The following is a 24,406-nucleotide window of genomic DNA, read 5'->3' on the forward strand; positions in this document are numbered from 1 at the left end:
AATGCCCCCATCTATCCGCTTGCGCACGCTCTCCGGCGTGTGATACCAAATGCGCACCCGCGCACAGTTTCGCGTCCCCGCAGCAGTACCGAAGGACGGACATGTCGTCCAGCTCCGAACAGATCAGCCCCGGCCTTTTCGTCGTCCGGCCCGCGACCGCACAGGTCGAGGCTGCGGGATTGGCACGCCTGGAGGGCAAGGCCAGCGTCAGCCCGCTGGGCGGTCGCCTGCCGGGCTGGGTGGTCAAGCTGAACAAGCGGCCGCGCAGCGCCCGCGAGGGCTGGCGCAGCCTGCACAAGCTGCTCGGCAACGATTTCCTGGTCATGCCCGCGCTGGTCGACGAACGCGGCGAGTGCCGCTACCCCACGGGCCTGCTGTCGCTGCGCCTGGAGGACGAGGCCAGCGAGCAGGACCTGCAGGCGCTGGCGCGCGCCTACGGCCTGGAGTTCGTCGCGCGCGCCAAGTTCACCCGGCAGCAGGCGCTGTTCCGTCCCGCCGAAGGCAGCGACGTGTTCCTGCCCGACATCACCGGCAAGATCCAGGGCGACGCGCACGTCGAGGCCGTCTGGTTCGACGCGGAAAGCGCGTTCCACCGCTCGTAAGACGGTCATGCCGCGCGCGATCCGACCGACGGCGCGCCAGTCTCACGCCATGACGCGATTCCCGCGATAATCGAATCCTCCCTTACAGGAAGTGAGGTCGCCATGTCCCCCAAACCGTCCGCCCACGCCCGCCCGGGCGCCGCCGTCGAAGTCCCTGTTGAATCGGCCACACGCACAGACCTCGGCATGCGCATGGGCTCCGGCGAATGGATCGACCTCGAACCGCTGCCGCTGTCGCTGGAATCCGTGGACGGCGAGACCGTCGCGCGGCTTTCGGGCACGCCGGTCGCCGCGATGGCCACCGCGCGCGTCATGCGCGCCGCCCAGGCCTTCTTCGAATTGCCCGATCGCAGCCGCGTCGGCGGCGAAGTGCTCAACGCCCCGCGCACCACCGCGCGACGCGCGAAGGAAACGCCGCTGCAGCGCAAGACCATCACCGCGTGGATGGATCGCGACACGCGGCTGATGCGCATCCTGTACAAGGAAGTGGTGCTGCGCTTCCATCCCGAAGTCGCGCAGAAGACGCGCAATGCGATCCTGCGCGACAGCGGCCTCAAGGTGCGCGCGCGCAATCCGCTGATCCCCGACCAGATGATCCTCACCGATGCCGAGCAGCGGCATCCCGGCGAAGCGCTCGTCAGGCTCGCCGCTCAGCTCTCGATGCTCGACGAAGTGGCGTTCGCCGCACCGAACTTCGTGTCGCAGTTCCGGCGCAGCCTGCCTGCGGCGGCCTCCACGCCACCCGCGAAGCAGTGGCACCTGCGCACGATCGGCGCGGCGAAGGCGTGGAAACTCACGCGCGGCAAGCGCGGCGTGGTGATCGCCGTGCTCGACGACGGCGTCGATGTGGAACACCCCGAACTGCGCGGCAACGTGTTGCGCAATCCCGACCCCGACGAAGCCCGCGATCTGTGCGGACGCGACTTCTTCCTGCCCGACGACGACGCCGACCACTTCAACCCGCGCCCCAAGCGCTTCCGCGCGCCGTTCGACCAGATGGGCGGCAACGATGTGCACGGCACGCCCTGCGCCGGCGTCGCCGTCGGTCGCGGCCCGCGCGCCTACGGCATCGCGCCGAACTGCCGGCTGCTGCCGGTGAAGGTCTTCCATGCAGACGACTTCGCGGCGGAAAGCCAGGTCGCCGACGCGATCCGCTACGCCGCGACCTTCGCCGACGTCATCTCCTGCTCGTGGGGCGGCGCGAAGAGTCCGGACATCGAATTCGCCCTGCAGGATGCGCGCCGCTTCGGCCGCAAGGGCAAGGGCGCGATCATCGTCTGCGCGGCAGGCAACGACGGCACCAACACCGTCGACTACCCCGCCACCGATCCGAACGCGATCGCGGTCGGCGCCTCGACCGACAAGGACGAACTCGCCGGCTATTCCAATCGCGGCGCGCAGATCTGCGTGGTCGCGCCCTCCAACGGCGGCACGCGCGGCATCTTCACCACCGATGTCTCCATCCCCGGTCGCGGTTTCAACCCCGGCAAGACCGGCGATGCGAACGGCCTGTACTGCGACGACTTCGGCGGCACCTCCTCGGCCACACCACTCGTCGCAGGCCTGTGCGGCCTCATGCTCTCGCTCAAGCCGCAGCTCGCGCCGGAGGACGTGCGCAAGCTGCTCACCAGCACCGCGAAGAAGATCGGCCCCGCCTCCGCGTACAAGACCAACGGCCATTCGAACCGCTACGGCTTCGGCCGCATCGACGCCGCAAAGGCCGTCGCAGCGGCGAAGGCGTGGAAGCCTAAAAAACCCGGCTGAATCCATTCACTCCGCTGCGCCGAACAACTCCGGCTGCGGCGGCAGCGTCTCGTCGCGTTCGCGGAATCCGCCGAGTCCGACGCCCACCAGTCGATACAGCGTGGAGGCTGGCAGATCCACGCGATCGCGCAGCGCCAGCGCGATCGCGGTGAACTGTTCGAGGCTCGCGGGCGGCGCGTCGGGCGTGTGGCTGCGGGTGAGGATGCGGAACTGCGCCGTCTTGAGCTTGAGCACGACGGTGCGACCGATGCGCTCGGTCTTGCGCGTCGCGGTCCAGGTGCGTTCGGCGAGCTGGCGGATCATCGGCTCGATCTCCGACAGCGGCACGTCGCGCGCGAAGGTGTCTTCCGAAGAGATCGACTGCACCGGCTGGTCGGGTTCGACCGGTCGCTCGTCGATGCCCTGCGCGCGCTGGTGCAGGCGCAGGCCGAAGCTGCCGAACTCGCGCTGCAGGCGTTCCGCGCCCAGCAGGCGCAGGTCGCCGACGGTGGCGATGCCCAGCGTCTCCAGCTTCTGCTGCATCACCTTGCCGACCCCGGGGATGCAGCCCACCGGCAGCGGCGTGAGGAAGTCGAACACCTGCGTAGGCTTGATCACGAACTGCCCGTCCGGCTTGCGCCAGTCGGAGGCGATCTTGGCGAGGAACTTGTTCGGTGCCACACCAGCAGATGCGGTGAGCGCGGTCTCCTCGCGGATCTGCGCGCGGATGATCTGTGCGATGGCGGTGGCACTGGGCACGCTGCCGTCGTCCAGCCGCGTCATCGGATCGGTGACGTCGAGATAGGCCTCGTCCAGCGACAGCGGTTCGATCAGCTCGGTGTGCCGGGCGAAGATGGCACGCACCTGCTTCGACACCGCCTTGTAGCGCGGGAAATCCGGCGGCACGAAGATCGCCTGCGGGCAGAGCCGCTCGGCGCGCACCGCGGGCATCGCGGAGCGCACGCCGAACTTGCGCGCTTCGTACGAGGCCGCGCAGACCACCGAACGCGCGCCGCGCCAGGCCACCACCACGGGCTTGCCGCGCAGCGAGGGGTCGTCGCGCTGCTCCACAGAGGCGTAGAAGGCATCCATGTCGATGTGGATGATCTTGCGCATCGATGCAGTCTACGCCGGTGGCTGCCTCGTGTCGGCGCGCGCTACTGCGCGAGCCAGTCCGCGTCGGGCACGGCCTCTGCGGCCACCGCGCGCGCGATCTCGGCATCGGCGGCGACGACATCGATGCCCTGTTCGAGATACCACGCCGGGTTGTAGTAGCTGTGCGAATAGCGTTCGCCGCCATCGCAGAGGATGGTGACGATCGAGCCTTCGCGACCATCGCGGCGCATGCGCTCGGCGGCGGCGAGCACGCCGACGAAATTGGTGCCGGTGGAGCCGCCGACGCGGCGACCCAGGGTCTCGCTGACGTGGCGCATCGCCGCCAGGCTGAGCGCGTCGGGCACCTTGACCATCGCGTCGATGCAGGCGGCGATGAAGCTGCGCTCCACCTTCGGCCGGCCGATGCCTTCGATGCCCGAGCCGCGCGGCAGCGTCATCTCGTGGCAGGGCGTGCCGCGCAGCACGCTGGCGTAGTGGTCGTAGAACACCGAATGCTCGGGATCGGCGCAGAGGATGCGGGTGTCGTAGCGGCGATAGCGCACGTAGCGGCCGAGCGTCGCGCCGGTGCCGCCAGTGCCCGGGCTGCACACGATCCAATCCGGAATGGGATGCGGTTCGTGCGACATCTGCAGGAAGATCGATTCGGCGATGTTGTTGTTGGCGCGCCAGTCGGTCGCGCGCTCGGCGTAGGTGAACTGGTCCATGAAATGGCCACCGGTCTCGCGCGCGAGGCGTTCGGACTCGGCGTTGATCGCCGCCGGGTCGTCGACGAGGTGGCAGCGCCCGCCGTGGAATTCGATCGCGCGCAGCTTGTCCGGCGAGGTGCAGGTCGGCATCACCGCGATGAACGGCAGATCGAGCAGGCGCGCGAAGTAGGCTTCCGACACCGCCGTCGAACCGCTCGACGCCTCGATCACCGGCCGCCCCTCGCGCAGCCAGCCGTTGGCCAGCGAGAACAGGAACAGCGAACGCGCGAGGCGATGCTTGAGGCTGCCGGTCGGATGGCTGGACTCGTCCTTGAAGTACACCTCGATGCCGGGAAAGCCCGGCAGGCGCATCGGGATCAGGTGGGTGTCGGCCGAGCGGTTGAAGTCGGCTTCGATGCGGCGGATGGCCGAAGCCGTCCAGGAGCGTGCGGTCATGGTCGTGGTGCTCGGGCGATGCGGGGCGGCGGCGTGTCGCGCTCAACCGCCGATGTAGAGGCGCGGAATGCGTTCGTTGAGTCCGGTGAGGACTTCGTAGGCGATGGTGCCGATGGTCGCGGCCACGCTGTCGACGGAAATGCGTTCACCGCCCTGCTCGCCGATCAGCACGACCTCGTCCTCGTTGTAGGCGGTGTCGCGTTCGATGTTGACCATGAACTGGTCCATGCACACGCGGCCGACGATCGGGTAGCGACGGCCGCGGATCAGCACCTCGCCGCGCGAGGACAGCGCGCGCGAATAGCCGTCGCCGTAGCCGATGGGAATGGTGACCACGCGGCAGTCGTGGTCGGAGGACCAGGTCGCGCCGTAGCTGACCGTGTTGCCGGCCTTCACGACCTTGAAGTAGACCACCTGCGACTTCAGCGACAGCACCGGCGCGACGGGCACGGTCATGCGCGCTGTGGGATCGGGCGCGACGCCGTACAGCAGGATCCCGGGGCGCACCATGTCCAGCCACGTTTCCGGGAAATGCAGCACGCCGCCGGAATTGGCGAGATGGCGCAGCGGCATCGGCGCGCCCAAGCGATCGAAATGCGCGCAGGCCTCGGCGAAGCGCTCGACCTGGCGCGCGGTCATCGGCGAGGCCGGATCGTCCGAGCAGGCCAGGTGCGAATACACGCCCTTGATCTCGCACCATCGCGAAGCGACCGCAGCTTCGATGAACGCGGCGCAGGAATAGCTGTGCACGCCGACGCGTTCCATGCCGGTGTCGATCTTCAGGTGCGCCACCGCCTTGCGGCCCTTGGCCTCGGCCGCAGCCTCGACCTGGCGCAGCTTGTCGAGCGAGGAGACGGTGATCTCCAGGTCGTGATCGATGAATTCGGCGATCTGCGGGCCGAAGATGCCGCCGAGGACGAGGATCGGCACGCGGATGCCGGCGCGGCGCAGGGCGATGCCTTCCTCCAGGAAGGCCACGCCGAGCTGGTCGACGCCCGAACGCACCAAGTGCCGCGCGACCGGCACGAGGCCATGGCCATAGGCGTTCGCCTTGACGATGCCCATCACCGGCACGCGGACGTGGTCGCGGATCGCGCGGAGGTTGCCAGCGAGACGATCGAGATCGACCTCGATGCGGGTCGGGCGCTGGACGACGATGCGGTCACTCATTCTGCGGATTCCGACGCCGGCGACGCGGGAGGCCACGCCCCCGGCCCGTCGCGGGCAGGTCGCCATTATAGAGCCCCCGTCGGAGCCGGCCCGTTCAGCCTGCGGCCATCTTCGCCAGGCGCTCGCACGCGATCGTGCGGTTTTCACGGCAAATCCTGCAAAAAACGCGTAACCGCACGGTAACTGCGATCGCGCCTGCGGCATCGCAGACTGTCGCCATGGCCACCTCCACCACGATCTCCCCCGCGATACCGCTCGCGACGACGCGCACCGCCCTGTCCATGCCCAAGCCCGTGCCCACCCTGACCTTCGGCATCGAAGAGGAATTCTTCCTGGTCGATCCCGAAACCCGCGATCTGTGCGGCGAGCGCACGCCGGCGCTGCTGTCGGCGTGCCGCGCCCGCCTCGGCGACCGCGTGCACGAGGAGTTGCATCGTGCCCAGATCGAGATCGCCACGCCGGTGCTGCACACCGCTTCCATGGCCTACGAGAACCTGCATGAGCTGCGCCATGCGGTGACCCGCATCGCCAACAAGCTCGACCTGCAGCCGCTCGCCGCAGGCACGCATCCGTTCGCATCCTGGCGCGCGCAGGCCGCGACCGACAAGGCGCGCTACGAGCGCCTGATGCACGATTACGCCGCGATCGGCCGGCGCAGCCTGGTCTGCGGCCTGCACGTGCACGTCAGCGTGCCCGACGGCGTGGACCGCGTCGCGCTGATGAACCGCCTGCTGCCGTGGCTGCCGCTGTTCCTCGCGCTGTCCTGTTCATCGCCGTTCTGGCGCGGCCAGGACACCGGTCTCGCCAGCTACCGGCAGGCCGCGTACGACGAGTGGCCGCGCGCCGGCCTGCCCGACGCCTTCGCCGACGATGCCGAGTACGCGCGCTTCCTCGACACCCTTCGCGTCGCCGGCGCCGCGCGCGATGGCAGCGAGGTGTGGTGGGCGATCCGTCCCTCCTCGCGCTTCCCGACCCTGGAGTTGCGCATCTGCGACGCCTGCACGCGGATCGAGGACACGCTGGCGCTGGCGTCCGCGTTCCGCTGCCTCGTGCGCGCGCACATCCGCGATCCGCGCCTGGGCGCGCCCGGTGCCGACGCGCCCGGCGATGCCGCCACGCGACGCATCGTCGACGAGAACCGCTGGCGCGCGAAGCGCCATGGACTCGCGGCCGAGTTCATCGATCCGTCGACCGGCGCCACCGAGCGCGTGGCCGAAGCCCTCGCTCGGCTTTGCGCACTGATCGCGCCCGACGTCGCCAGCCTGCGCTGCGAGCGCGAGATCGCGCAGCTGCAGCATATCGTCGACACCGGCACCAGCGCCGACGCGCAGCGGGCGATCTATCGACAGCAGCGCGACGCGCTGCAGAGCCGCGAGATCGCGACCGCGCGCGTGACCGACTGGCTGGTCGAAACCACCGCAGGCGCAGGCGACGGCATGCGCCTGCCGCTCAGGGTCGGTTGATCGCCGCGGGCGCAGCGGTGATCGGGAAGGCGCTCAGCCCGGCCCCTGCGTCGTGACCGCGTAGCCCACGTTCGGTACGTACTCGATCCAGTTCGCCGATCCGCCTGCCGCCGCCAGCTTGCGGCGCAGGCGATGCACCACCTGCTTCAGCGACTCGCGGTCGGCGGCGTCGCGGTCGGACCAGACGAAGCCGATCAGCTTGTCCGCATCGACCGGCCGCCCGCGCTGGCTCAGCAGCAGGCGCAGCAGGCGCAGTTCGAGCATCGAGACGCGGAAGCTTTCGCCGCCTTCGATCTGGGCTTCGCTGCGCTCGACGTTGAGCGTCAGCGCGCCATGCGACAGCACCGCATCCTCCAGTTGCTCGTTGCCACGGCGCAGCAGCGAACGCACGCGGGCCAGCAGGGTGCGCGGACTGAAGGGCTTCTTCAGGTAGTCGTCGGCGCCGAGGTTCAGGCCATGGACTTCGTCTTCCTCGGCCGCGCGCACGGTCAGCATCATCACCGGCACCTGGCTGTGCCGACGGATCAGGTCGAGCACCTCGAAGCCGTTGCGGATCGGCAGGTTCACGTCGAGGATGACCAGGTCGGGCTTGTGCTCGCGGAAACGCGCGACCGCCTGCTCGCCATCGAAGGCGCTGATGACGTCGTAGCCCGCGCCGTTGAGCGCGAAGCGGAGCAGGCCCGCCAGTTCGACGTCGTCGTCGACGACCAGGATTCTCACGGGCAGTCCCTCATGCATTCGACTCCAGCGGCAGGACGATGCCGATGCGCGTGCCGCGCGCGCGCAGCGGTTCCACCACCTTCACCACGCCGCCGTGCGCGAGCACGATGGCGTGGACGATGGTCAGGCCCAGGCCGGTGCCGCGCTGGCTGGGTTCCTCGTGCGGCGAGCGCTTGAACGGCGCGAACAGGTCGCTGACGGTGTGCGACACCGGCAGGCCCGGGCCTTCGTCCTCGACCCACACCGTGACGCGGTCCGCCGCCCATTCGGCTTCGATCCAGATTCGCGTCTGGTCAGGCGCGAACTTGTTGGCGTTGGCCACCAGGTTGACGATCACCGAGAACAGGCGCTGCGCATCGCCGACCAGCAGCGGTCCCGCAGGCAGCGACGACAGCACGCGCTGGTCGCGCTGTTCGATCAGCGGCTGCATCAGTTCGATGGCTTCGGCGATCACCGAGATCAGGTCCAGCGGCGCGCGGCGCAGGCGCATCTCGCCGCTTTCGATGCGCACGCTGTCGAGCAGGTTGTTGACCAGCTGCGACAGGCGGATGCTGCCGCGATACTGCGCGTCGGCCAGGCGCATCGCGATCTCGTCGCCGTGGTCGCGCAGGTGGTCGCGCAGCAGCTCGATCGAGGCGATCTGCGCCGACAGCGGCGTCTGGAACTCGTGCGAGAGGTTGGCGAGGATGCGGTCGCGCATGCCGCGCGCGGCCTCGATGGCGTTCTCCTCGCGCACCACCATCACGTGGCGGTCCTCGGCGGCGCGCAGGCGGCGGGCGATCACCGGGCGCATCATGTCGGTCGCGAAATAGCGTTCCGGCGCGGGCAGGCCGGGGATCGCGCCCTCACCCGCCGCCGCCGACGACGGCACCGGCTTGAGGGTGTCCTGCAGCGGCCGGCCGATCACGTCGCTGCGCTCGCGTCCGACCAGTTCGAGGAACTGGCGGTTGGCGTAATGCACCACGTCGTGGTCGTCGATGCCGACGATGCCTTCGTCGACACCATCGAGGATCACGTCGAGTTCCTGGCGCTGCTCGCGTTCGCTCTCGGTCAGCGCGCTCACCCGCGCGCGCATGTTTTCCAGGTTCTCGGCCAGCGCCACCGGCTCGGACAGGAAGGTGCCCGGCGGCGCCACCGGCGTCGAGAGGTCACCGGAGCCGAGGCGTCGCGCCACGCTGGTGAGGCGCGCGAACGGCAGCGCGATGCGCGCCGCGAGCAGGTAGGCCAGGGCGAAGGCGATGCCGCCGGTCACCAGGCTGGACAGGCCGAAGATGCCCAGCCATTCGAGGATGCGCCGCGTCATCCACTGTTCGTGCACGCTGGCGACCAGCAGCGCGCCGATGCGGCCGTCGGTGTCGCGGATGGCGACGATGCGCACGGCCGCCGTGCCGCGGATGTCCTCGTAGGTGTCCGCTTCGCCGGTGAACGAGACCTCCTGCAGCGCGGCGGTCCAGGCATCGGGCTGCGCCCTGCGCTGGCGGATCGCCGGACGCAGGCGGACATCGACGTATTCGACGTCGGATCGCTGCGACAGCCGGTCGCCCAGCCGCTGCGCGACGACGATGAACACGTCCTGCACATAGGGCACCGGGCGGCGCACGATGCGCCAGGCCTCGGAGCGCTTGCCGAAGGCCAGGCCGGCCACGGAGGTCGGCGGACGCAGACCCACCTGCCCGATCATCTGCCCCTGGCGTTCCAGGCCGATGTAGTCGATGTCGCTGGTCTTGCCCACGTCGGCGATCAGCGCGCGCGCCTTGGTGAACTGCCCGCGCTGCAGGTAGAACGGCAACGACGGCTGCTTGATCAGCAGATCGGCGACCACGGCCGGTTCGCGCTGCCATTCGACCAGCCGGCGCCGCGCCTCGGACGCGCTGCGCTCGGCCTCGTTGCGCGCCTGCGCCTGGGCCGCCGCGCGGATCGTGCCCACGCTGGCGCCGAGCAGGAACACGGCGAAGAACAGCACCAGGCCGATGTAGCTCACCAGCAGGACGTGCGAGAGCTGCCGGCGCTTGGACGTGGCGGGGGCGGACATGCGGGGGAGACGGAACCGGATCATGAGCCCGCGATCATACGGGCGGCCGGCGACACAGGCGAAACCGGGACCGAGGTGTGCAGCGGGATCACCCAGAGGGGCCTGATCAGCGCCGGAAGCAGCGGCACCGCCCGGCAGAGGCGAAATTCGAACCCCGGAAAAATCGACGGCAGGCATGGCGCCCTGGAACGCCGATGCCTGCCGTTGACCCCTAGGGGTTGCGAGGCGGCGCGGGATGCGCCTGTCGGGTGGGTGTGGAGCTGGCCCGACGTACCTCCTTGCATGGGCTCAAGTTACGCCCGGGCCCCGGGGCTGTCAGTTATGGAGCCGTTACGACCTGCGCGGCCGGGCAAATCCGGTTCATCCGCCGGTGCGGCATGCCATGCCGTCAGGAACCCGGGCCACTGGCGCGGCCCGGGAACGCATCACTCCACCGTCACCGACTTCGCCAGGTTGCGCGGCTTGTCGACATCCGTACCGCGCGCGAGGGCGGCGTGGTAGGCGAGCAGCTGCACCGGAATCGCATGGACGATCGGCGACAGGATGCCGACGTGGCGCGGGGTGCGGATCACGTGCACGCCCTCGGATTCGCTGAAATGGCTGTCGGCGTCGGTGAACACGTACATCTCGCCGCCGCGCGCGCGCACTTCCTGGATGTTGGACTTCACCTTCTCCAGCAGGCTGTCGTTCGGCGCGATCACCACCACCGGCATCTCCGCATCGACCAGCGCCAGCGGGCCGTGCTTCAGTTCACCGGCCGGATACGCCTCGGCGTGGATGTACGAGATTTCCTTGAGCTTGAGCGCGCCTTCCAGTGCGATCGGGTAGTGGATGCCGCGACCGAGGAACAGCGCGTGCTGCTTCGGGGCGAAACGTTCCGACCACACCGCGACCTGCGGTTCGAGGTTCAGCGCGTGCTGCACGCTGCCCGGCAGGTGGCGCAGCGCGTCCAGCAGTTCGGCTTCCTGCTCCGGCGACAGCTTGCCCTGCGCCTTCGCCACGGTGGCGGTGAGCGCGAACAACGCGACCAGCTGCGTGGTGAAGGCCTTGGTCGAGGCGACGCCGATCTCGGCGCCGGCGCGGGTATAGAACACGAGACGGCTGGCGCGCGGGATCGCGCTCTCGGGCACGTTGCAGATCGACAGCGTCTTGTCGTGGCCCAGCGACTTGGCGTACTTCAGCGCCTCCATCGTGTCGAGCGTTTCGCCGGACTGCGAGATGGTGACGATCAGCTGATTGGGATTGGCGACGACCTTGCGATAGCGGTATTCGCTGGCGATCTCGACCGTGCACGGCAGGCCGGTCATGGCCTCAAACCAGTAGCGCGCGGTGAGGCCGGCGTAGTAGCTGGTGCCGCAGGCGAGGATCTGCAGGCCGTCGATGTTGCGCAGCACGTGCGCGGCATCCGCGCCGAACAGCTCGGGCGAGAAGCCGCCGCAGTCCATGATCGCCTCGATGGTGTCGGCGATCGCGCGCGGCTGCTCGTGGATTTCCTTCTGCATGAAGTGGCGGTACGGGCCCAGCTCCAGCGACGCCAGCGACACGTCGGAGACGTGCACGTCGCGCTTGACTTCAACATCGTCGGCGGCGAACACACGCACGCCTTCGCGGGTCACTTCGGCAGTGTCGCCTTCTTCGAGGAAGATCACCCGGCGCGTGGCCTGGATGATCGCCGACACGTCGGAGGCGATGAAGTTCTCGCCCTCGCCCAGGCCGACCAGCAGCGGACAGCCCATGCGCGCGCAGACCATGCGGTCCGGTTCCTGGCGGCTGACCACGGCCAGCGCATAGGCGCCTTCCAGTTCCTTCACCGCGCGCTGCAGCGCCTGCAGCAGGTCGTCGCCCTGGGTGAGGTAGTGATGGATGAGATGCGCGATGACTTCGGTGTCGGTCTGCGACTCGAAGCTGTAGCCGAGCGCGCGCAGGCGTTCGCGCTGCGCTTCGTGGTTCTCGATGATGCCGTTGTGCACGAGCGCCACGCCGTGGCTGATGTGCGGATGCGCGTTGTGTTCGGTCACGCCGCCGTGGGTGGCCCAGCGGGTGTGGCCGATGCCCAGGCCTGCACTGAAGGCTTCGCTGGCGGCGGCGCTCTCCATCTCGGCGACGCGACCGGTCCGGCGCACGCGGCGGACATCGGCGGACGCTTCGGCACCCTGGTCGGCAGCGCCCGGGCCGACGATGGCAATGCCGGCGGAGTCGTAACCACGATATTCGAGGCGCTTGAGACCCTCGATGAGCACTGGAACCACATCGCGATCCGCGATCGCGCCAACGATGCCGCACATGTCCTGCCGTCCTCGATTCTGGTGTGCGTAGTCTAGAGCGTGTGATGCCCCTTTTCGTATGCCGCGTTGCGCAGCCTGTGGCGCCGAGACAAGGTTCCGTGGCGCCGTCCTTGGCTGGTGGCCAAGGCCAGCCACGGGCCGCAGGATCGGCACCACAGGGGCGCAACCCGAAGGGAAGGTCGTCCGGGAGCGCGATCCGGCGTTGCGCACCTTGCCAAGGCGGCCAGCCTTGGCAAGGTGCGCGCCTTGGCTCACGCTCCCGGACGACCTTCGCGGCATACGAAAAGGGGCATCACACGCTCTAGCGGCGAAACCGCGCCGGACCGTCCGCGCGGACGCGTCCGGACGCCGCGCGGACACTTGCGGACGGCGACAATATTCTTTCATTTCAACATGTTGCGATTGGCACGCGGTTTGCTGAGCACTGGGCAGGCATTCAGCACCACGACCCCCATGAGCATCCGCGACACCTCCGCACAGGACCGCCCCCTCGCCGCCAGCGCCGGACGCATGCCGCGCCGTCGCCTGATCGCCATCGGCGCCGCCGTGGCGATCGCCGCTGCCGGCATCGGCGTGGTGGCCGCATGGCGCGCCGGCGGCCAGTCGATCAGCGCCGAGCGCGTGCGCATCGCCGAAGTCACGCGCGGCGACCTGGTCCGCGACCTGTCGGCCGAGGGCCGGGTGATCTCGGCCAACAGCCCGACGCTGTACACCATCGCCGCAGGCACGGTCACGCTGTCGGTGGTGGCCGGCGATGCGGTGAAGCGCGGCCAGGCGCTGGCGACCATCGACAGCCCGGAGCTGCGCAGCCGGCTGGCCCAGGAGGAATCGACGCTGGCCAGCCTGGAAGCCGAGGCCGACCGCGCCGAACTGGACGCCGAGCTGACCCGCGCCAACGCCCGCAAGACGCTGGACCAGGCCACGATCGACCGCCTCGCCGCGCAGCGCGACCTGGAACGCAACCAGCGCGCCTTCGAAGGCGGCGCGGTCGCGCAGATCGACGTGGCCCGCGCGCAGGACGCCCTGAAGAAGGCCGACCTCGGCCTGGCCGCCGCGCGCCAGGAACATGCGCTGCAGGGCCGGGGTGCGGGCCTGGACACCCGCAACAAGCGCCTGCAGGCCGAGCGCCAGCGTTCGGTCGTCGCCGAACTGCAGCGCCAGGTCGATGCGCTGACCCTGCGCGCGCCGTTCGATGGCCAGGTCGGCCAGCTGATGATCGCGCAGCGCGCCAACGTCGCGGCCAACGCGCCTGTGCTGAGCGTGGTCGACCTGTCGGTGTTCGAGGTCGAGATCAAGGTGCCGGAAAGCTTCGCCCGCGACCTGGGCATCGGCATCCCGGCCGAAGTCAGCGGCAACACCGGCACGTTCGCGGCGGCCATCTCGGCGGTGTCGCCGGAAGTGGTGAACGGCGAGGTCGCCGCGCGCCTGCGCTTCACCGGCAAGCAGCCGCCCGCGCTGCGCCAGAACCAGCGGCTCAGCGCGCGCATCGTGCTCGACACGCGCCGCAACGTGCTGATGGTCGAACGCGGCCCCTTCGTCGACCAGGGCGGCGGCAACAGCGCCTACGTCATGGACGGTGCCATCGCCGTGAAGCGCGCCGTGCGCACCGGCGTCAGCAGCCTCGCCGCGGTCGAGATCGTCGACGGCGCCAAGTCCGGAGACCGCATCGTGGTCTCCGGCAGCGACCAGTTCGGCGACGCCGAACGCATCCGCATCTCCGGAGAATGACCATGCACGCCCAGATCCCCCAGCCCTGCCGGCCCGGAACGCCCGACATCGCATGCGACAGCGCGCGCGACACCGCATCCGATCCGTTCCCGTCCAGTCCCTTCTCGCCACGCATGGTCTGGTCGGCGGACGACCTGGTCGAAGCCGTGCGCCTGCCGCTGCACTGCGAAGCCTTCGCGCCGTCGGCCAACGACGCGCGACTGCACCGCCCGCGGCGCACGCTGCGCTTCCTCGCCACGCCGCCGCTGGCCGCCCGTTTCCGGATCGGCGGCTGAGGCGTCGCAGCGCCCGCGCCGGGCCCTCTCTCTCCCCGGCGCGCAGCGCAGCGACACCCGGTCCGCCGCTCCCTTTCCTTCCCTCTCTCCCCTGCCCGCCTCCCGGAGTTCCCCATGCTGCACATGCAAGGCGTCAACAAGGTCTACCGCACGGAACTGGTCGAAACGCACGCGCTGCGATCGCTCGACCTGCACGTGCGCGAAGGCGAATTCGTCGCGGTCACCGGCCCCTCCGGCTCGGGCAAGACCACCTTCCTCAACATCGCGGGCCTGCTGGAGGAGTTCACCGGCGGCACCTACCTGCTCGACGGCGAAGACGTCAGCAAGCTCGGCGACGACGCGCGCTCGAAGCTGCGCAACCGCAAGATCGGCTTCATCTTCCAGAGCTTCAACCTGATTCCCGACCTCAACCTGTTCGACAACGTCGATGCGCCGCTGCGCTATCGCGGCATGCCCGCGGCCGAGCGTCGCCAGCGCATCGAGGACGCGCTGTCCCGGGTCGGCCTGGGCTCGCGGATGAAGCACTATCCGTCCGAACTGTCCGGCGGCCAGCAGCAGCGCGCCGCCATCGCGCGCGCGCTCGCCGGCAGCCCGCGCCTGCTGCTCGCCGACGAACCGACCGGCAACCTCGATTCGCAGATGGCGCGCAGCGTCATGGAGCTGCTGGAGGAGATCAACGGCCAGGGCACGACGATCGTGATGGTCACCCACGACCCCGAACTGGCCGCGCGCGCGCAGCGCAACGTGCACATCGTCGACGGCATGGCCACCGACCTGCAGCGCGAGGCCGGTCTGGTGCGTGGCGCCGCGACCACGCAGACCGCGACCCTCTGAGGAGACCGCCATGTTCGGCTATTACCTCTCGCTGGCGTTGCGCAGCTTCCGGCGCAACAAGGTGCTCACCGCGCTGATGGTGGTGGCGATCGCGCTGGGCATCGGCGCCAGCACTACCACGCTGACCGTGTTCCACGTGCTGTCGGGCGATCCGATCCCGCAGAAGAGCGAGAAGCTCTTCTATCCGCGCATCGATCCGCGCAGCCGCCAGGGCTTCCAGCCGGGCGACGACCCGGAATGGCAGATGTCGCGCTTCGACGCCGAGCAGCTGCTGCGCGAGAAACGCGGCGACCGCCAGGCCTTCATGTCCGCGGGCAACGTCGCGGTCGTGCCGGCGAAGGCCGGGATCGATCCGTTCATGGCCAGCGCGCGCTACACCACCGCCGACTTCTTCCCGATGTTCGACGTGCCGATGGCCGCGGGACGCAGCTGGACCGCGGCCGAGGACGAGGCGCGCGCGAAGCTGGTGGTGATCTCGGGCGCGCTGTCCGAGCGCCTGTTCGGCGAGGGCGCCAATGCAGTCGGCAAATCCATCCGCATCGAACAGGGCGACTTCACCGTGATCGGCGTGATCGGCAAGTGGGAACCGAATCCGCGCTTCTACGACCTCAGCCAGTCCCGCTACGGCACCGACGAACAGGTGTTCGTGCCGTTCTGGAGCTCGCGCGCGGCGAACATGCAGCCGAGCGGCAACATGAGCTGCTGGGCCCAGCCGGATGACGAGGCGCCGCGGAACGACGAGGGCAACTACGGCCTCAACGTGCCCTGCACCTGGCTGCAGTACTGGGTGGAACTGTCCACGCCGGAGAAGGTGAAGGCCTATCGCGAGTACCTGGTGAACTATTCGAACCAGCAGCGCGCGGCCGGCCGCTTCGAGCGCGAACCGAACGTCGACCTGGACGATGTCATGGGCTGGCTGGACGAAAACGGCGCGGTGCCGGGCGATGTGCGCCTGCAGGCATGGCTGGCCTTCGGCTTCCTGTTCGTCTGCCTGCTCAACACCGTCGGGCTGCTGCTCGCGAAGTTCCTGCGTCGCTCCCCGGAGATCGGCGTGCGCCGCGCGCTGGGCGCCACGCGCCGGACGATCTTCGCGCAGTACCTCGTCGAAGCCGGCGTCATCGGCGTCGCGGGCGGCGTACTCGGCCTGGGGCTCGCCCAGCTCGGCCTGTGGGCCGTGCGCCAGCAACCGACCGACTACGCCGAGTTCGTGCGCATCGACGCGACGATGGTGCTCGCCACGCTCGCGCTGACGCTGGTCGCGAGCCTCGCCGCCGGCCTGCTGCCCGCGTGGCGCGCCTGCCAGGTGACGCCCGCGATGCAGCTCAAGTCCCAGTAACCGTTCGCGGACAGGGGCGACGCCTTCCCCTCCCCCGTCGTCGCCCCTTCCCTTTTTCCCGCACTCCCGGAGCCCACCATGGACATCCGCCCCATCCTTTCCACGCTGCGCCGGCACAAGACCGCGGCCGCGCTGATCGTGCTGGAGATCGCGCTGAGCTGCGCGATCATCTGCAACGCGCTGTTCCTCATCACCGGCCGCCTCGACCGCATGAACCGCGAGACCGGCATCGCCAACGACGAGATCGTGCGCATCAACGTCGCCGGCATCGGCAAGGACGACAATGCCGGCGCGCAGGCGAAGGTCGACGCGGCGGCGCTGCGCGCCATCCCCGGCGTGAAGGCCGCGACCTCGCTCAACCACGTGCCGTTCGACTACTCGTCGTGGAACTCGTCGATCAACCTCAAGCCCGACCAGCAGCGGCCGAGCGCCAGCACGGCGGTGTACCTGGGCGACGAGCAGATGGTCGAGACGCTCGGCATCAGGATCATCGAGGGCCGCGACTTCAACGCCGACGAGTTCATCGACTGGGAAGTGCTGCAGCAGTTCAACACCAACCAGCCGCCGGTGGCGATCCTGAGCAAGCCGCTCGCCGACCGCCTGTTCCCTGGCGAGAGCGCGGTGGGCAAGCTGCTGTACGACTTCTGGGGCCCCAACCCGATCCGCGTGATCGGCGTGATGGCGCCGGTGATCCGCCCGAACGACAACGGCGGCCCGGCCGAGTCGCATTTCTCGACGCTGCTGCCGGTGCGCCCGGTATTCGGCCGTTTCGCCCTGCGCACCTCGCCCGAGCGCCGTGAAGAAGTGCTGAAGGCAGCGGTGGCGACGCTGGAGAAGACCAGCAACAGCCGCATCATCCTCGACCAGGCGCCGTTCACCGACCTCATCGAGCGCTGGTACCGGCAGGACAAGGCGATGGCGTGGCTGCTGGTGTCGGTCTGCGCCGCGCTGCTGGTGGTGACCGCGCTGGGCATCGTCGGCCTGGCCAGCTTCTGGGTGCAGCAGCGCACCAAACAGATCGGCGTGCGCCGCGCGCTGGGCGCGACCCGGGCGCAGATCCTGCGCTACTTCCAGACCGAGAACTTCCTGCTGACCAGCTTCGGCATCGTCCTGGGCATGCTCGGCGCCTTCGGCCTGAACCAGCTGCTGATGACGCACTACGAACTGCCTCGACTGCCGGCGCTCTATCTCCCGGTCGGCGCGCTGGTGCTGTGGCTGCTCGGCCAGATCGCGGTGTTCGGCCCGGCGCGGCGCGCGGCGGCGGTGCCCCCGGCGATCGCCACGCGCAGCGTGTGACGCGCATGACCTTCGCCGCATCGACGGCTCCACGGACTGGGTTAACCTGACACCATGCCCACCATCCTCGTCATCGACGACAACCCGGCCGTCGCGACCGCGCTCGAAACGCTATTCGCGCTGCACGACATCGACACCCGCACCGCCGATGGCCCGCAGAGCGGACTGGCAGCACTGGAGGAAGCGGGCATCGACCTCGTCGTGCAGGACATGAACTTCGAGGCCGACACCACCTCGGGCGAGGAAGGCGAAGCGCTGTTCCGGGAGATCCGCGCGCGGCACCCGGACCTGCCGGTGATCCTGCTCACCGCCTGGACGCATCTCGAAGCTGCGGTCGACCTGGTGAAGGCCGGCGCGGCGGATTACCTCGCCAAGCCGTGGGACGACCGCAAGCTGATGGCCACAGTCAACAACCTGCTGGAGCTGTCGCAGACGCGCCAGCAGCTCGCGCGCCGCGATGCCGGCGAACGGCGGCGCCGCGCGGCGCTCGGCGAATTCGACCTGCGCGGCTTCGTCCACGCCGACCCGATGACCGCCGCCGCACTGACCCTGGCCTGCCAGGTCGCGCGCTCGGACTTGCCGGTGCTCATCACCGGCCCCAACGGCGCCGGCAAGGAGCGCATGGCCGAGATCGTGCACGCCAATTCGCCGGTCGCCGCCGGGCCGTTCATCGCGCTGAACTGCGGTGCGCTGCCGGCCGACCTGATCGAAGCCGAACTGTTCGGCGCCGAGCAGGGCGCGTACACCGGCGCGAACCGCGCGCGCGAAGGCAAGTTCGAGGCCGCCGACGGCGGCACGCTGTTCCTCGACGAAATCGGCACGCTGCCGCTGGCCGGGCAGATCAAGCTGCTGCGCGTGCTCGAAACCGGGCGCTTCCAGCGCCTCGGCGGCAACCGCGAGCGCGAGGTGAAGGTGCGCGTGGTCAGCGCGACCAATGCCGACCTGCCGACGATGATCGCCAACGGCCAGTTCCGCGAAGATCTCTACTACCGGCTCAACGCCATCGAAGTGCGCCTGCCGCCGCTCGCCGAGCGTCCGGACGACATCCTTCCGCTCGCACGGCACTTCCTGCCGGCCGACAAGTCGCTGGAGGCCTCTGCCGAGCGCGCGCTGCTCGCGCATCGCTGGCCCGGCAACGTCCGCGAACTGCGCAACACCCTGCAGCGCGCGGCCCTGCTCGCACGCGGGCCGCGCATTACCGCCGCCGACCTGGGCCTGCCCGCGCCGGTCATCGCCGCACCGGTCGCTGCCGGCAATGGCGACGCTCACGAACCGGACCGCACGACGATCGAGGCCGCCATCGCGCGTGCCGGCGGCGTGCTCGCGCAGGCCGCGAACGAACTGGGCATGTCGCGACAGGCCCTGTATCGCCGCATCGACCGCCTCGGCATCGCACGCGACTGACCGGGCCCGGGACGATGCACATCCTTCGCCTGCTGCCGCTCACCCTGCGCCTGATCGTCCTCGGCACGCTGTGCATCGTGCTGGCCTCGCTGTCGGCCGTGCTGCTGATGCGCTGGCTGCCGGAGTGGGCCGCCGCCCTGCTGCCCGCGCTGCTGGTATCCGCGCTGTTCGGCTGGAAACTGTGGCGCACGGTCGCGCCGATGCGCGCGCTGTTCCGCGCCCTCGCCGGCACCGTGGCCAGCTATCGCGACGGCGACTTCGGCTTCGGCATCACCTGGGACAAGTACAGCGAACTGGTCGAACTGGTCGATGCGCACAATGCGCTCGGCGACGCTTTGCGAGAACAGCGAGTGTCGCTGGTGCAGCGTGAACTGCTGCTCGACACGATGGTGCAGAACACGCCGGTGTCGATGGTGCTGGTCGACGAATCCGGGCGCATCGTGCTGGGCAACCTCGCCGCGCGCAAGCTGCTCGGCGACGGCCGGCGGCTCGAAGGTCGCGCCTTCGCGGAGATCCTCTCCGAAGCACCGCAGCCGCTGCGCGACGCCATCGATCGCGGCGGCGACGGCATCTTCGCGGTCGGCGACGAGGACAGCGAGGACATCTTCCATCTCTCGCGCCGCGGCTTCCGCCTCAACGGCCGCCGCCACGAACTGGTGCTGCTGCGCCAGCTCACCGCCGAACTGCGCCGACAGGAAGTGCAGACCTGGAAGAAGGTGATCCGGGTCATCAGCCACGAGCTCAACAACTCGCTCGCGCCGATCGCCTCGCTGGCGCACTCCAGCGCGGAATTCCTCAAGCGCGGCCAGCTCGAAAGACTGCCCACCGCGCTCGCCACCATCGAAGAGCGCGCACGCCACCTCGAAGGCTTCATCCGCGACTACGCCCGCTTCGCCAAGCTGCCGGCACCGCGCCTGGAACCCCTCGCCTGGGGTCGCTTCCTCGCCCAGTTGCGCAGCCAGGTGGAATTCGCCTGGGACGGGACGCATGCCGACGACGTGGTGCACGTGGACATCCCGCAGTTCGAGCAGACCCTGCTCAACCTGGTCAAGAACGCGCACGAATCCGGCTCGCCGCCGGGCGACGTGCAGCTGCAGCTGCGCCGCCTGCCCGAACAGTGGCGCATCGACATCCTCGATCGCGGCAGCGGCATGAGCGATGCGGTGCTCGCCCAGGCGCTGCTGCCGTTCTATTCGACCAAGCGCCACGGCACCGGCCTCGGCCTCGCGCTGTGCCGCGACATCATCGAAGCCCATGGCGGACGCATCGCCCTGCAGAACCGCGAAGGCGGCGGCCTGCTGGTCAGCCTCAGCCTGCCGGCGCGCTGACGCGCAACACACTGCACGCTATCCTGCGGCGGACGACGCCGGGGAGGGCGCACGCCACACATGCCTGCAGATCGGATCACCACGGACCGCGCGCCCGTCGATTACTACGACCGCATCGCGTCGGGTTATCGCGAAGACCGCTTCGGCAACAGCTACGGCCGCTTCATCGACGCCGCCGAACGTCGCTGGCTGGAGGCCTGCCTGCAACGACGCCCGGACGGCCCGGTGCTCGACCTGGCCTGCGGCGACGGTCGCTTCAGCGATCGCGCGGACCTCGGCATCGATCTCGCCGCCGGCATGCTCCGCGTCGCCCGCGCCGCGCATCCCGCGCATGCGTTCGCGCGCGCCGACGCCACCGCCTGGCCGATCGCCGACGGCACGCTCGGCGCAGCCTTCTGCTTTCATCTGGCGATGCACCTGCGCGATGAACAACTGCGCGCGCTGTTCGCCGAAGCCGCGCGCTGCCTGAAGCCCGGCGGGCTGCTGCTGATCGACGTACCCGGGCGCCTGCGTCGCCGCCTGCGCCCGCATCGCTCGGACATCGCGCAGTGGCACGGGCACTCGGCGCACGATGTCACCGACATTCTCAGGATGGCGGCGGGCTTCACGCTCGATCGCGCGGACGGATTGCTGATGCTGCCGCTGCATCGCCTGCCGACGCGCCTGCGACCACTGAGCGCGGGCCTCGATCGCCTGCTCTGCCGGCTGCTGCGACCGCTGGCCTCGTACCAGCTGATCGCGCTGCGGCGAAGCTGAGGGCCCGACGATGCTGCGTCGACTGTTCCGCGCATTGCCCGACGCGCCACGCGCACGCCTGCTGCAGGCGCGCATGCACGCGCGCGACCTGCTGCGCACCGACCTCCGCTTCGCGCGTCCCGACGGACCGCACGGACTGCCGCCGTGCCACGACTGGACACAGGTCATCCACGAGACACCGACCGCCGAGGCCAAGCGCCACAACCTGCGGCTCGCTGCCGATACGCTGCAGCGCACGCGCATCGCACCGGGCGAGGTGTTCTCGTTCGCGCGCGTCGTCGGGCCACCGATCGTCTCGCGCGGCTTCCGCGCCGGTCGGACCCTCGTCGGCGGCGAAGTCGCCGCCAGCATCGGCGGCGGTCTGTGCCAGCTCAGCGGCCTGCTCTACGTCGCCGCGCTCGAATGCAGCCTGGAGATCCTCGAACGCCATCCGCACAGCCTCGACATCTACACCGACACCACCCGCTTTGCCCCGCTCGGCGCCGACGCCACCGTGGTCTACGGCCATCGCGACCTGCGTTTCCGCAACACGCTGGACCAGCCGATCGGATTCGCCTGCGAGGTCGATACGGGACAGGTGACGCTGGCGCTCTGCGCGTCACGGCCGGTCGTCAGGCGCTCCGTTGCGTTCGTTGCGGAGTCGCATGCGTCGCATACCCTCGTCACGACGGTAGTCGATGGCGAGGTGATTCTTCAGCAGAGCTATCAGAGGGCTGCGGGTGCGTGACTGCAGGCATATGAGGCTTGAATATCAGACGCCATAAATTGCCGGCGCCTGTTTGCAAACGGTGACCGCATCTGCCCACCAGCCTCCTCTTTCAAAGGAGCAGAGAAAGAGACTGTCGGTTGCCGATGACACCTCTAGAACCTGATTGTCAGGTCCGACGTACTGGAGTGAAACATCTTGTCCGACCAGGCCAGCCCAGATGGCTGAATCAGAGACATCGAAGTCAGTGAGTCGTGCATCTGGCACGAAGTGCGATGCGCCCTTGATGCCGATTGCATACTGGACTGGCGCACTTACCCACGAAACAAAGAGCCTCTGGCCATCATCGAAGGTCAGCGCAAGCTCCCCGCCAAATTCATGGATCTCGCCCCTTGCCGCCGAGTCTGCGGAGGACTCCTCGCCTTCAAAAAGCCTGTAGCAGATTGCGGATAGCTTGGGCATGGCGCATAACACCTAAGTTAAGCCCCGAACAGATGGAAAAAGTGACTGAAGGGCGTCCGGCTTGCGTTGAACTTGGGATAAGACATCGCGAGGAGAAGGATCGCTCGGCCGGGAGGATGACGCGTGGGCGATGATTTTCTCTAACCCACCTTCACAGCCCAAATCGGCGGAGAAGATTGGGAATAATTGGATCTCTGTGCTGGCTTGAGGAAAGGTGCGCACCCCGGTCTTTCCGCCGGTCTTTCCGCTTCGCGACTTTCATGATGACCCGGGCGCTGCGCGCATATCGAAAAGCCGGATAGGCGAATGCAACCGTTCCGTTTTGCCGATGATCAGTGATGTTCAAACAGCCGAAGAGTGGTGCTTGCGTGGAGAGTCCATAGGTGAATTGTTAGGCCTCTGCGCGCTCATGACCCGGAAGGATGCAGAAGCCTTAGGAAAGACCAGTTTAGGAATATCACGGCGAGACCCGCCGCTTCTTCCGGCCCCTTTGCCGACGCGACGGCGTATGCCTGTTCCTGGATGGGAACCCACTTGATCTTCAGTGCGTTCAGCTCTTCAATCGAGAGCTTGTGGTCTTCGCGATGAGCGTAGGCGTTTCGAATATGGTTCAACGCTTTAGCAGCGCTAACATATGGCGCGGGCAGAACGCCGAGTGCATCTGCCAAATCAACTTTCATCTCAAAGGTGACGCGATGATTGTCAAAGAACTTTTTTGGCTTCTCTAGCTTTCGTGCAATCGACGTCTCTATGGTTCGCTCGATCAAGAGATGCCCGCGCAGCACCTTTGACAACTCTGGCGCGTCGTCAAGCGCGAGCAAGCCCATCCCGTAGTTATCCAGTTCTTCATGGGTAGCGGTGTCGAAGTTAATTGCTCGTGGCTTTCGTCGTGCACGCATGGAGGTCAACTCAAAAAACTAACGTTTGACATGATGAGAGGGACCGACCGACACAGCCGGTTGGGCATCCGCTCGATGGAAGGGTTAGGCCTCGCGCAAGACATGCAAGGCCAACTCCGGGACAGAAGCGAACTCGACCCGCTCTAGCGGAGGGTAGAGCGTCAGCGTATTCGTCTTCGCTTTTGATTTGTCGAGAACAGGAAGGAAGTGCTCATGCCTCCAAAAGTAGAACCGATCAAAAGAACGGTTTGCGGCCACCCAGTACTTGGGTTTGTACGCCCCAGAACCGGTACTTCGCCAGGCCGACAGTTGGCTCTGCATCAGTAGAGCCTTACCATTGTTCTCAATGATCTTCGCCTCAATCAGAGTGCAATTATCCGCACCAAGGAGCGTGAACCATAGGTCAGGGAGGGCTGCGTCCGCGAAGCGGCCGGCCTTTGTAGCAGTGCTTGCGGCCTGCCCGTCTAGGCTTACAAAGAGGTCTTTTGTGGTGTCGATGAAAGGGGCGATGAAGCGATACAACTCGGCGACAAGTCTGTTTTCTTGCTTCATGTAAGGAAAGTCTCCCTGCAAAGCCTAACTACGATTAGGCCCCAAATCGGGGCACGACACCGAGGCTGCCACACGCCTTCCGGACGGTCAATCCAGGAAAACGCACTTAATACAAGAGGAGCCGGACGCGCACCAGCATCACAAGCGAGATGCGCTGCCACATAGGCTGCACCTGCACCCCGATATGCCTTATCACGGCGAGCAGACTTTGATATCAAAACCAATCATCCACGCTGCATCAACGATAAAGCGGCGGGCTGAAAGCCCACCCTACAACGCTACAGCGCCGTCCTTGGCGCCTTCGTTCGCCGATGCGGCTTCGACGGTTTGCGCGCGCCGTTATCCACCTTGAGAATGGCTGCGGATTCCGCATCCGTCGGAAGAATGCGGTCTTCCAGAATCGTGTGCCAGCCACCGCAATCGGGGTCTGGACAGCCACACGTAGTGAAACGGACTGCACGATCGGAAAGACCAGCGCGTTTCTGAAGCGCATTGGTGCGCTCCTGACTCTTGATGACGTCGATGATCGCGCCGCGTTTCAGGAATTTGCCCGCCAT

22 protein-coding genes are annotated in these 24,406 nt (G+C 68.1%); 12 read left to right on the forward strand and 10 right to left on the reverse strand.

Annotation, left to right across the window (positions count from 1 at the left end):
• Positions 1-101 precede the first annotated feature (101 nt).
• A complete protein-coding gene (locus ACFQ0E_RS01655; protein WP_386821964.1) occupies positions 102-602 on the forward strand; it encodes a hypothetical protein in 501 nt (166 codons plus the stop codon).
• 102 nt (positions 603-704) lie between these two features.
• Complete coding sequence (locus tag ACFQ0E_RS01660; protein ID WP_386821965.1) at positions 705-2,366, forward strand: S8 family peptidase; 1,662 nt, start codon at positions 705-707, stop codon at positions 2,364-2,366.
• A gap of 6 nt (positions 2,367-2,372) precedes the next feature.
• Here the strand turns inward: ACFQ0E_RS01660 and dinB are convergent, their stop codons facing one another.
• Genes dinB through alr form a run of 3 tightly spaced genes read right to left on the reverse strand, consistent with a single transcriptional unit; the run spans position 2,373 to position 5,773 of the window.
• Positions 2,373-3,461, reverse strand: coding sequence for a DNA polymerase IV (gene dinB, locus ACFQ0E_RS01665; RefSeq protein WP_386821966.1), 1,089 nt, complete (start codon positions 3,459-3,461; stop codon positions 2,373-2,375).
• Positions 3,462-3,502: 41 nt separating this feature from the next.
• A complete protein-coding gene (locus ACFQ0E_RS01670; protein WP_386821967.1) occupies positions 3,503-4,603 on the reverse strand; it encodes a PLP-dependent cysteine synthase family protein in 1,101 nt (366 codons plus the stop codon).
• Positions 4,604-4,645: 42 nt separating this feature from the next.
• Positions 4,646-5,773, reverse strand: coding sequence for an alanine racemase (gene alr / locus ACFQ0E_RS01675; RefSeq protein ID WP_386821968.1), 1,128 nt, complete (start codon positions 5,771-5,773; stop codon positions 4,646-4,648).
• A 218-nt stretch (positions 5,774-5,991) separates the two neighbouring features.
• Between alr and ACFQ0E_RS01680 the strand changes: the two genes are divergently transcribed.
• A complete protein-coding gene (locus ACFQ0E_RS01680) occupies positions 5,992-7,236 on the forward strand; it encodes a carboxylate-amine ligase (protein WP_386821969.1) in 1,245 nt (414 codons plus the stop codon).
• Between the two features lie 33 nt (positions 7,237-7,269).
• Here the strand turns inward: ACFQ0E_RS01680 and ACFQ0E_RS01685 are convergent, their stop codons facing one another.
• From ACFQ0E_RS01685 to glmS, 3 genes are all read right to left on the reverse strand, one after another.
• Positions 7,270-7,956, reverse strand: coding sequence for a response regulator transcription factor (locus ACFQ0E_RS01685; protein ID WP_386821970.1), 687 nt, complete (start codon positions 7,954-7,956; stop codon positions 7,270-7,272).
• 10 nt (positions 7,957-7,966) lie between these two features.
• On the reverse strand, positions 7,967-9,988 hold the full coding sequence (locus tag ACFQ0E_RS01690) for a sensor histidine kinase (protein WP_386821971.1): 2,022 nt from the start codon (positions 9,986-9,988) through the stop codon (positions 7,967-7,969).
• Between the two features lie 425 nt (positions 9,989-10,413).
• Positions 10,414-12,273: a glutamine--fructose-6-phosphate transaminase (isomerizing) gene (gene glmS / locus ACFQ0E_RS01695; protein WP_386821972.1), complete on the reverse strand. Its 1,860-nt coding sequence runs from the start codon at positions 12,271-12,273 to the stop codon at positions 10,414-10,416.
• A gap of 453 nt (positions 12,274-12,726) precedes the next feature.
• Between glmS and ACFQ0E_RS01700 the strand changes: the two genes are divergently transcribed.
• From ACFQ0E_RS01700 to ACFQ0E_RS01740, 9 genes are all read left to right on the forward strand, one after another.
• On the forward strand, positions 12,727-14,001 hold the full coding sequence (locus tag ACFQ0E_RS01700) for an efflux RND transporter periplasmic adaptor subunit (RefSeq protein WP_386821973.1): 1,275 nt from the start codon (positions 12,727-12,729) through the stop codon (positions 13,999-14,001).
• Between the two features lie 2 nt (positions 14,002-14,003).
• Entirely contained in the window at positions 14,004-14,276 is a 273-nt protein-coding gene (locus tag ACFQ0E_RS01705; RefSeq protein WP_386821974.1) for a hypothetical protein, read from the forward strand.
• A gap of 114 nt (positions 14,277-14,390) precedes the next feature.
• Positions 14,391-15,110, forward strand: coding sequence for an ABC transporter ATP-binding protein (locus ACFQ0E_RS01710; protein WP_386821975.1), 720 nt, complete (start codon positions 14,391-14,393; stop codon positions 15,108-15,110).
• Between the two features lie 10 nt (positions 15,111-15,120).
• The gene (locus ACFQ0E_RS01715) at positions 15,121-16,446 is read left to right on the forward strand and encodes an ABC transporter permease (RefSeq protein WP_386821976.1); all 1,326 of its coding nucleotides are present in this window, start codon (positions 15,121-15,123) and stop codon (positions 16,444-16,446) included.
• A gap of 78 nt (positions 16,447-16,524) precedes the next feature.
• Positions 16,525-17,742, forward strand: coding sequence for an ABC transporter permease (locus ACFQ0E_RS01720; protein ID WP_386821977.1), 1,218 nt, complete (start codon positions 16,525-16,527; stop codon positions 17,740-17,742).
• A gap of 54 nt (positions 17,743-17,796) precedes the next feature.
• Entirely contained in the window at positions 17,797-19,146 is a 1,350-nt protein-coding gene (locus tag ACFQ0E_RS01725) for a sigma-54-dependent transcriptional regulator (RefSeq protein WP_386821978.1), read from the forward strand.
• A 14-nt stretch (positions 19,147-19,160) separates the two neighbouring features.
• On the forward strand, positions 19,161-20,474 hold the full coding sequence (locus ACFQ0E_RS01730) for a sensor histidine kinase (RefSeq protein ID WP_386821979.1): 1,314 nt from the start codon (positions 19,161-19,163) through the stop codon (positions 20,472-20,474).
• A gap of 60 nt (positions 20,475-20,534) precedes the next feature.
• Positions 20,535-21,230, forward strand: coding sequence for a class I SAM-dependent methyltransferase (locus tag ACFQ0E_RS01735; RefSeq protein ID WP_386821980.1), 696 nt, complete (start codon positions 20,535-20,537; stop codon positions 21,228-21,230).
• A gap of 10 nt (positions 21,231-21,240) precedes the next feature.
• Complete coding sequence (locus ACFQ0E_RS01740) at positions 21,241-21,957, forward strand: VanW family protein (protein ID WP_386821981.1); 717 nt, start codon at positions 21,241-21,243, stop codon at positions 21,955-21,957.
• Between the two features lie 24 nt (positions 21,958-21,981).
• Here ACFQ0E_RS01740 and ACFQ0E_RS01745 read toward each other — a convergent pair whose 3' ends face one another.
• From ACFQ0E_RS01745 to ACFQ0E_RS01760, 4 genes are all read right to left on the reverse strand, one after another.
• Positions 21,982-22,398: a hypothetical protein gene (locus tag ACFQ0E_RS01745; RefSeq protein WP_386821982.1), complete on the reverse strand. Its 417-nt coding sequence runs from the start codon at positions 22,396-22,398 to the stop codon at positions 21,982-21,984.
• A 407-nt stretch (positions 22,399-22,805) separates the two neighbouring features.
• Positions 22,806-23,306 (reverse strand): hypothetical protein, encoded by a 501-nt coding sequence (locus ACFQ0E_RS01750; RefSeq protein ID WP_386821983.1) that lies wholly within the window; start codon positions 23,304-23,306, stop codon positions 22,806-22,808.
• Between the two features lie 75 nt (positions 23,307-23,381).
• Positions 23,382-23,849: a hypothetical protein gene (locus ACFQ0E_RS01755; RefSeq protein WP_386821984.1), complete on the reverse strand. Its 468-nt coding sequence runs from the start codon at positions 23,847-23,849 to the stop codon at positions 23,382-23,384.
• A gap of 278 nt (positions 23,850-24,127) precedes the next feature.
• Positions 24,128-24,406 (reverse strand): hypothetical protein, encoded by a 279-nt coding sequence (locus ACFQ0E_RS01760; protein WP_386821985.1) that lies wholly within the window; start codon positions 24,404-24,406, stop codon positions 24,128-24,130.

This window comes from Lysobacter brunescens (assembly GCF_042677005.1).
Lineage (GTDB): Bacteria > Pseudomonadota > Gammaproteobacteria > Xanthomonadales > Xanthomonadaceae > Lysobacter_I > Lysobacter_I brunescens.

Bases quoted from the DNA above. Each gene is read 5' to 3' on its own strand.
- ACFQ0E_RS01690 (WP_386821971.1), bottom strand. From the start codon at position 9,988: ATGTCCGCCCCCGCCACGTCCAAGCGCCGGCAGCTCTCGCACGTCCTG.
- ACFQ0E_RS01710 (WP_386821975.1), top strand. From the start codon at position 14,391: ATGCTGCACATGCAAGGCGTCAACAAGGTCTACCGCACGGAACTGGTC.
- dinB (WP_386821966.1), bottom strand. From the start codon at position 3,461: ATGCGCAAGATCATCCACATCGACATGGATGCCTTCTACGCCTCTGTG.
- ACFQ0E_RS01740 (WP_386821981.1), top strand. From the start codon at position 21,241: ATGCTGCGTCGACTGTTCCGCGCATTGCCCGACGCGCCACGCGCACGC.
- ACFQ0E_RS01745 (WP_386821982.1), bottom strand. From the start codon at position 22,398: ATGCCCAAGCTATCCGCAATCTGCTACAGGCTTTTTGAAGGCGAGGAG.
- ACFQ0E_RS01705 (WP_386821974.1), top strand. From the start codon at position 14,004: ATGCACGCCCAGATCCCCCAGCCCTGCCGGCCCGGAACGCCCGACATC.
- ACFQ0E_RS01735 (WP_386821980.1), top strand. From the start codon at position 20,535: ATGCCTGCAGATCGGATCACCACGGACCGCGCGCCCGTCGATTACTAC.
- ACFQ0E_RS01700 (WP_386821973.1), top strand. From the start codon at position 12,727: ATGAGCATCCGCGACACCTCCGCACAGGACCGCCCCCTCGCCGCCAGC.
- ACFQ0E_RS01680 (WP_386821969.1), top strand. From the start codon at position 5,992: ATGGCCACCTCCACCACGATCTCCCCCGCGATACCGCTCGCGACGACG.
- ACFQ0E_RS01655 (WP_386821964.1), top strand. From the start codon at position 102: ATGTCGTCCAGCTCCGAACAGATCAGCCCCGGCCTTTTCGTCGTCCGG.
- ACFQ0E_RS01725 (WP_386821978.1), top strand. From the start codon at position 17,797: ATGCCCACCATCCTCGTCATCGACGACAACCCGGCCGTCGCGACCGCG.
- alr (WP_386821968.1), bottom strand. From the start codon at position 5,773: ATGAGTGACCGCATCGTCGTCCAGCGCCCGACCCGCATCGAGGTCGAT.
- ACFQ0E_RS01715 (WP_386821976.1), top strand. From the start codon at position 15,121: ATGTTCGGCTATTACCTCTCGCTGGCGTTGCGCAGCTTCCGGCGCAAC.
- ACFQ0E_RS01720 (WP_386821977.1), top strand. From the start codon at position 16,525: ATGGACATCCGCCCCATCCTTTCCACGCTGCGCCGGCACAAGACCGCG.
- ACFQ0E_RS01730 (WP_386821979.1), top strand. From the start codon at position 19,161: ATGCACATCCTTCGCCTGCTGCCGCTCACCCTGCGCCTGATCGTCCTC.
- ACFQ0E_RS01670 (WP_386821967.1), bottom strand. From the start codon at position 4,603: ATGACCGCACGCTCCTGGACGGCTTCGGCCATCCGCCGCATCGAAGCC.
- ACFQ0E_RS01760 (WP_386821985.1), bottom strand. From the start codon at position 24,406: ATGGCGGGCAAATTCCTGAAACGCGGCGCGATCATCGACGTCATCAAG.
- ACFQ0E_RS01660 (WP_386821965.1), top strand. From the start codon at position 705: ATGTCCCCCAAACCGTCCGCCCACGCCCGCCCGGGCGCCGCCGTCGAA.
- ACFQ0E_RS01755 (WP_386821984.1), bottom strand. From the start codon at position 23,849: ATGAAGCAAGAAAACAGACTTGTCGCCGAGTTGTATCGCTTCATCGCC.
- glmS (WP_386821972.1), bottom strand. From the start codon at position 12,273: ATGTGCGGCATCGTTGGCGCGATCGCGGATCGCGATGTGGTTCCAGTG.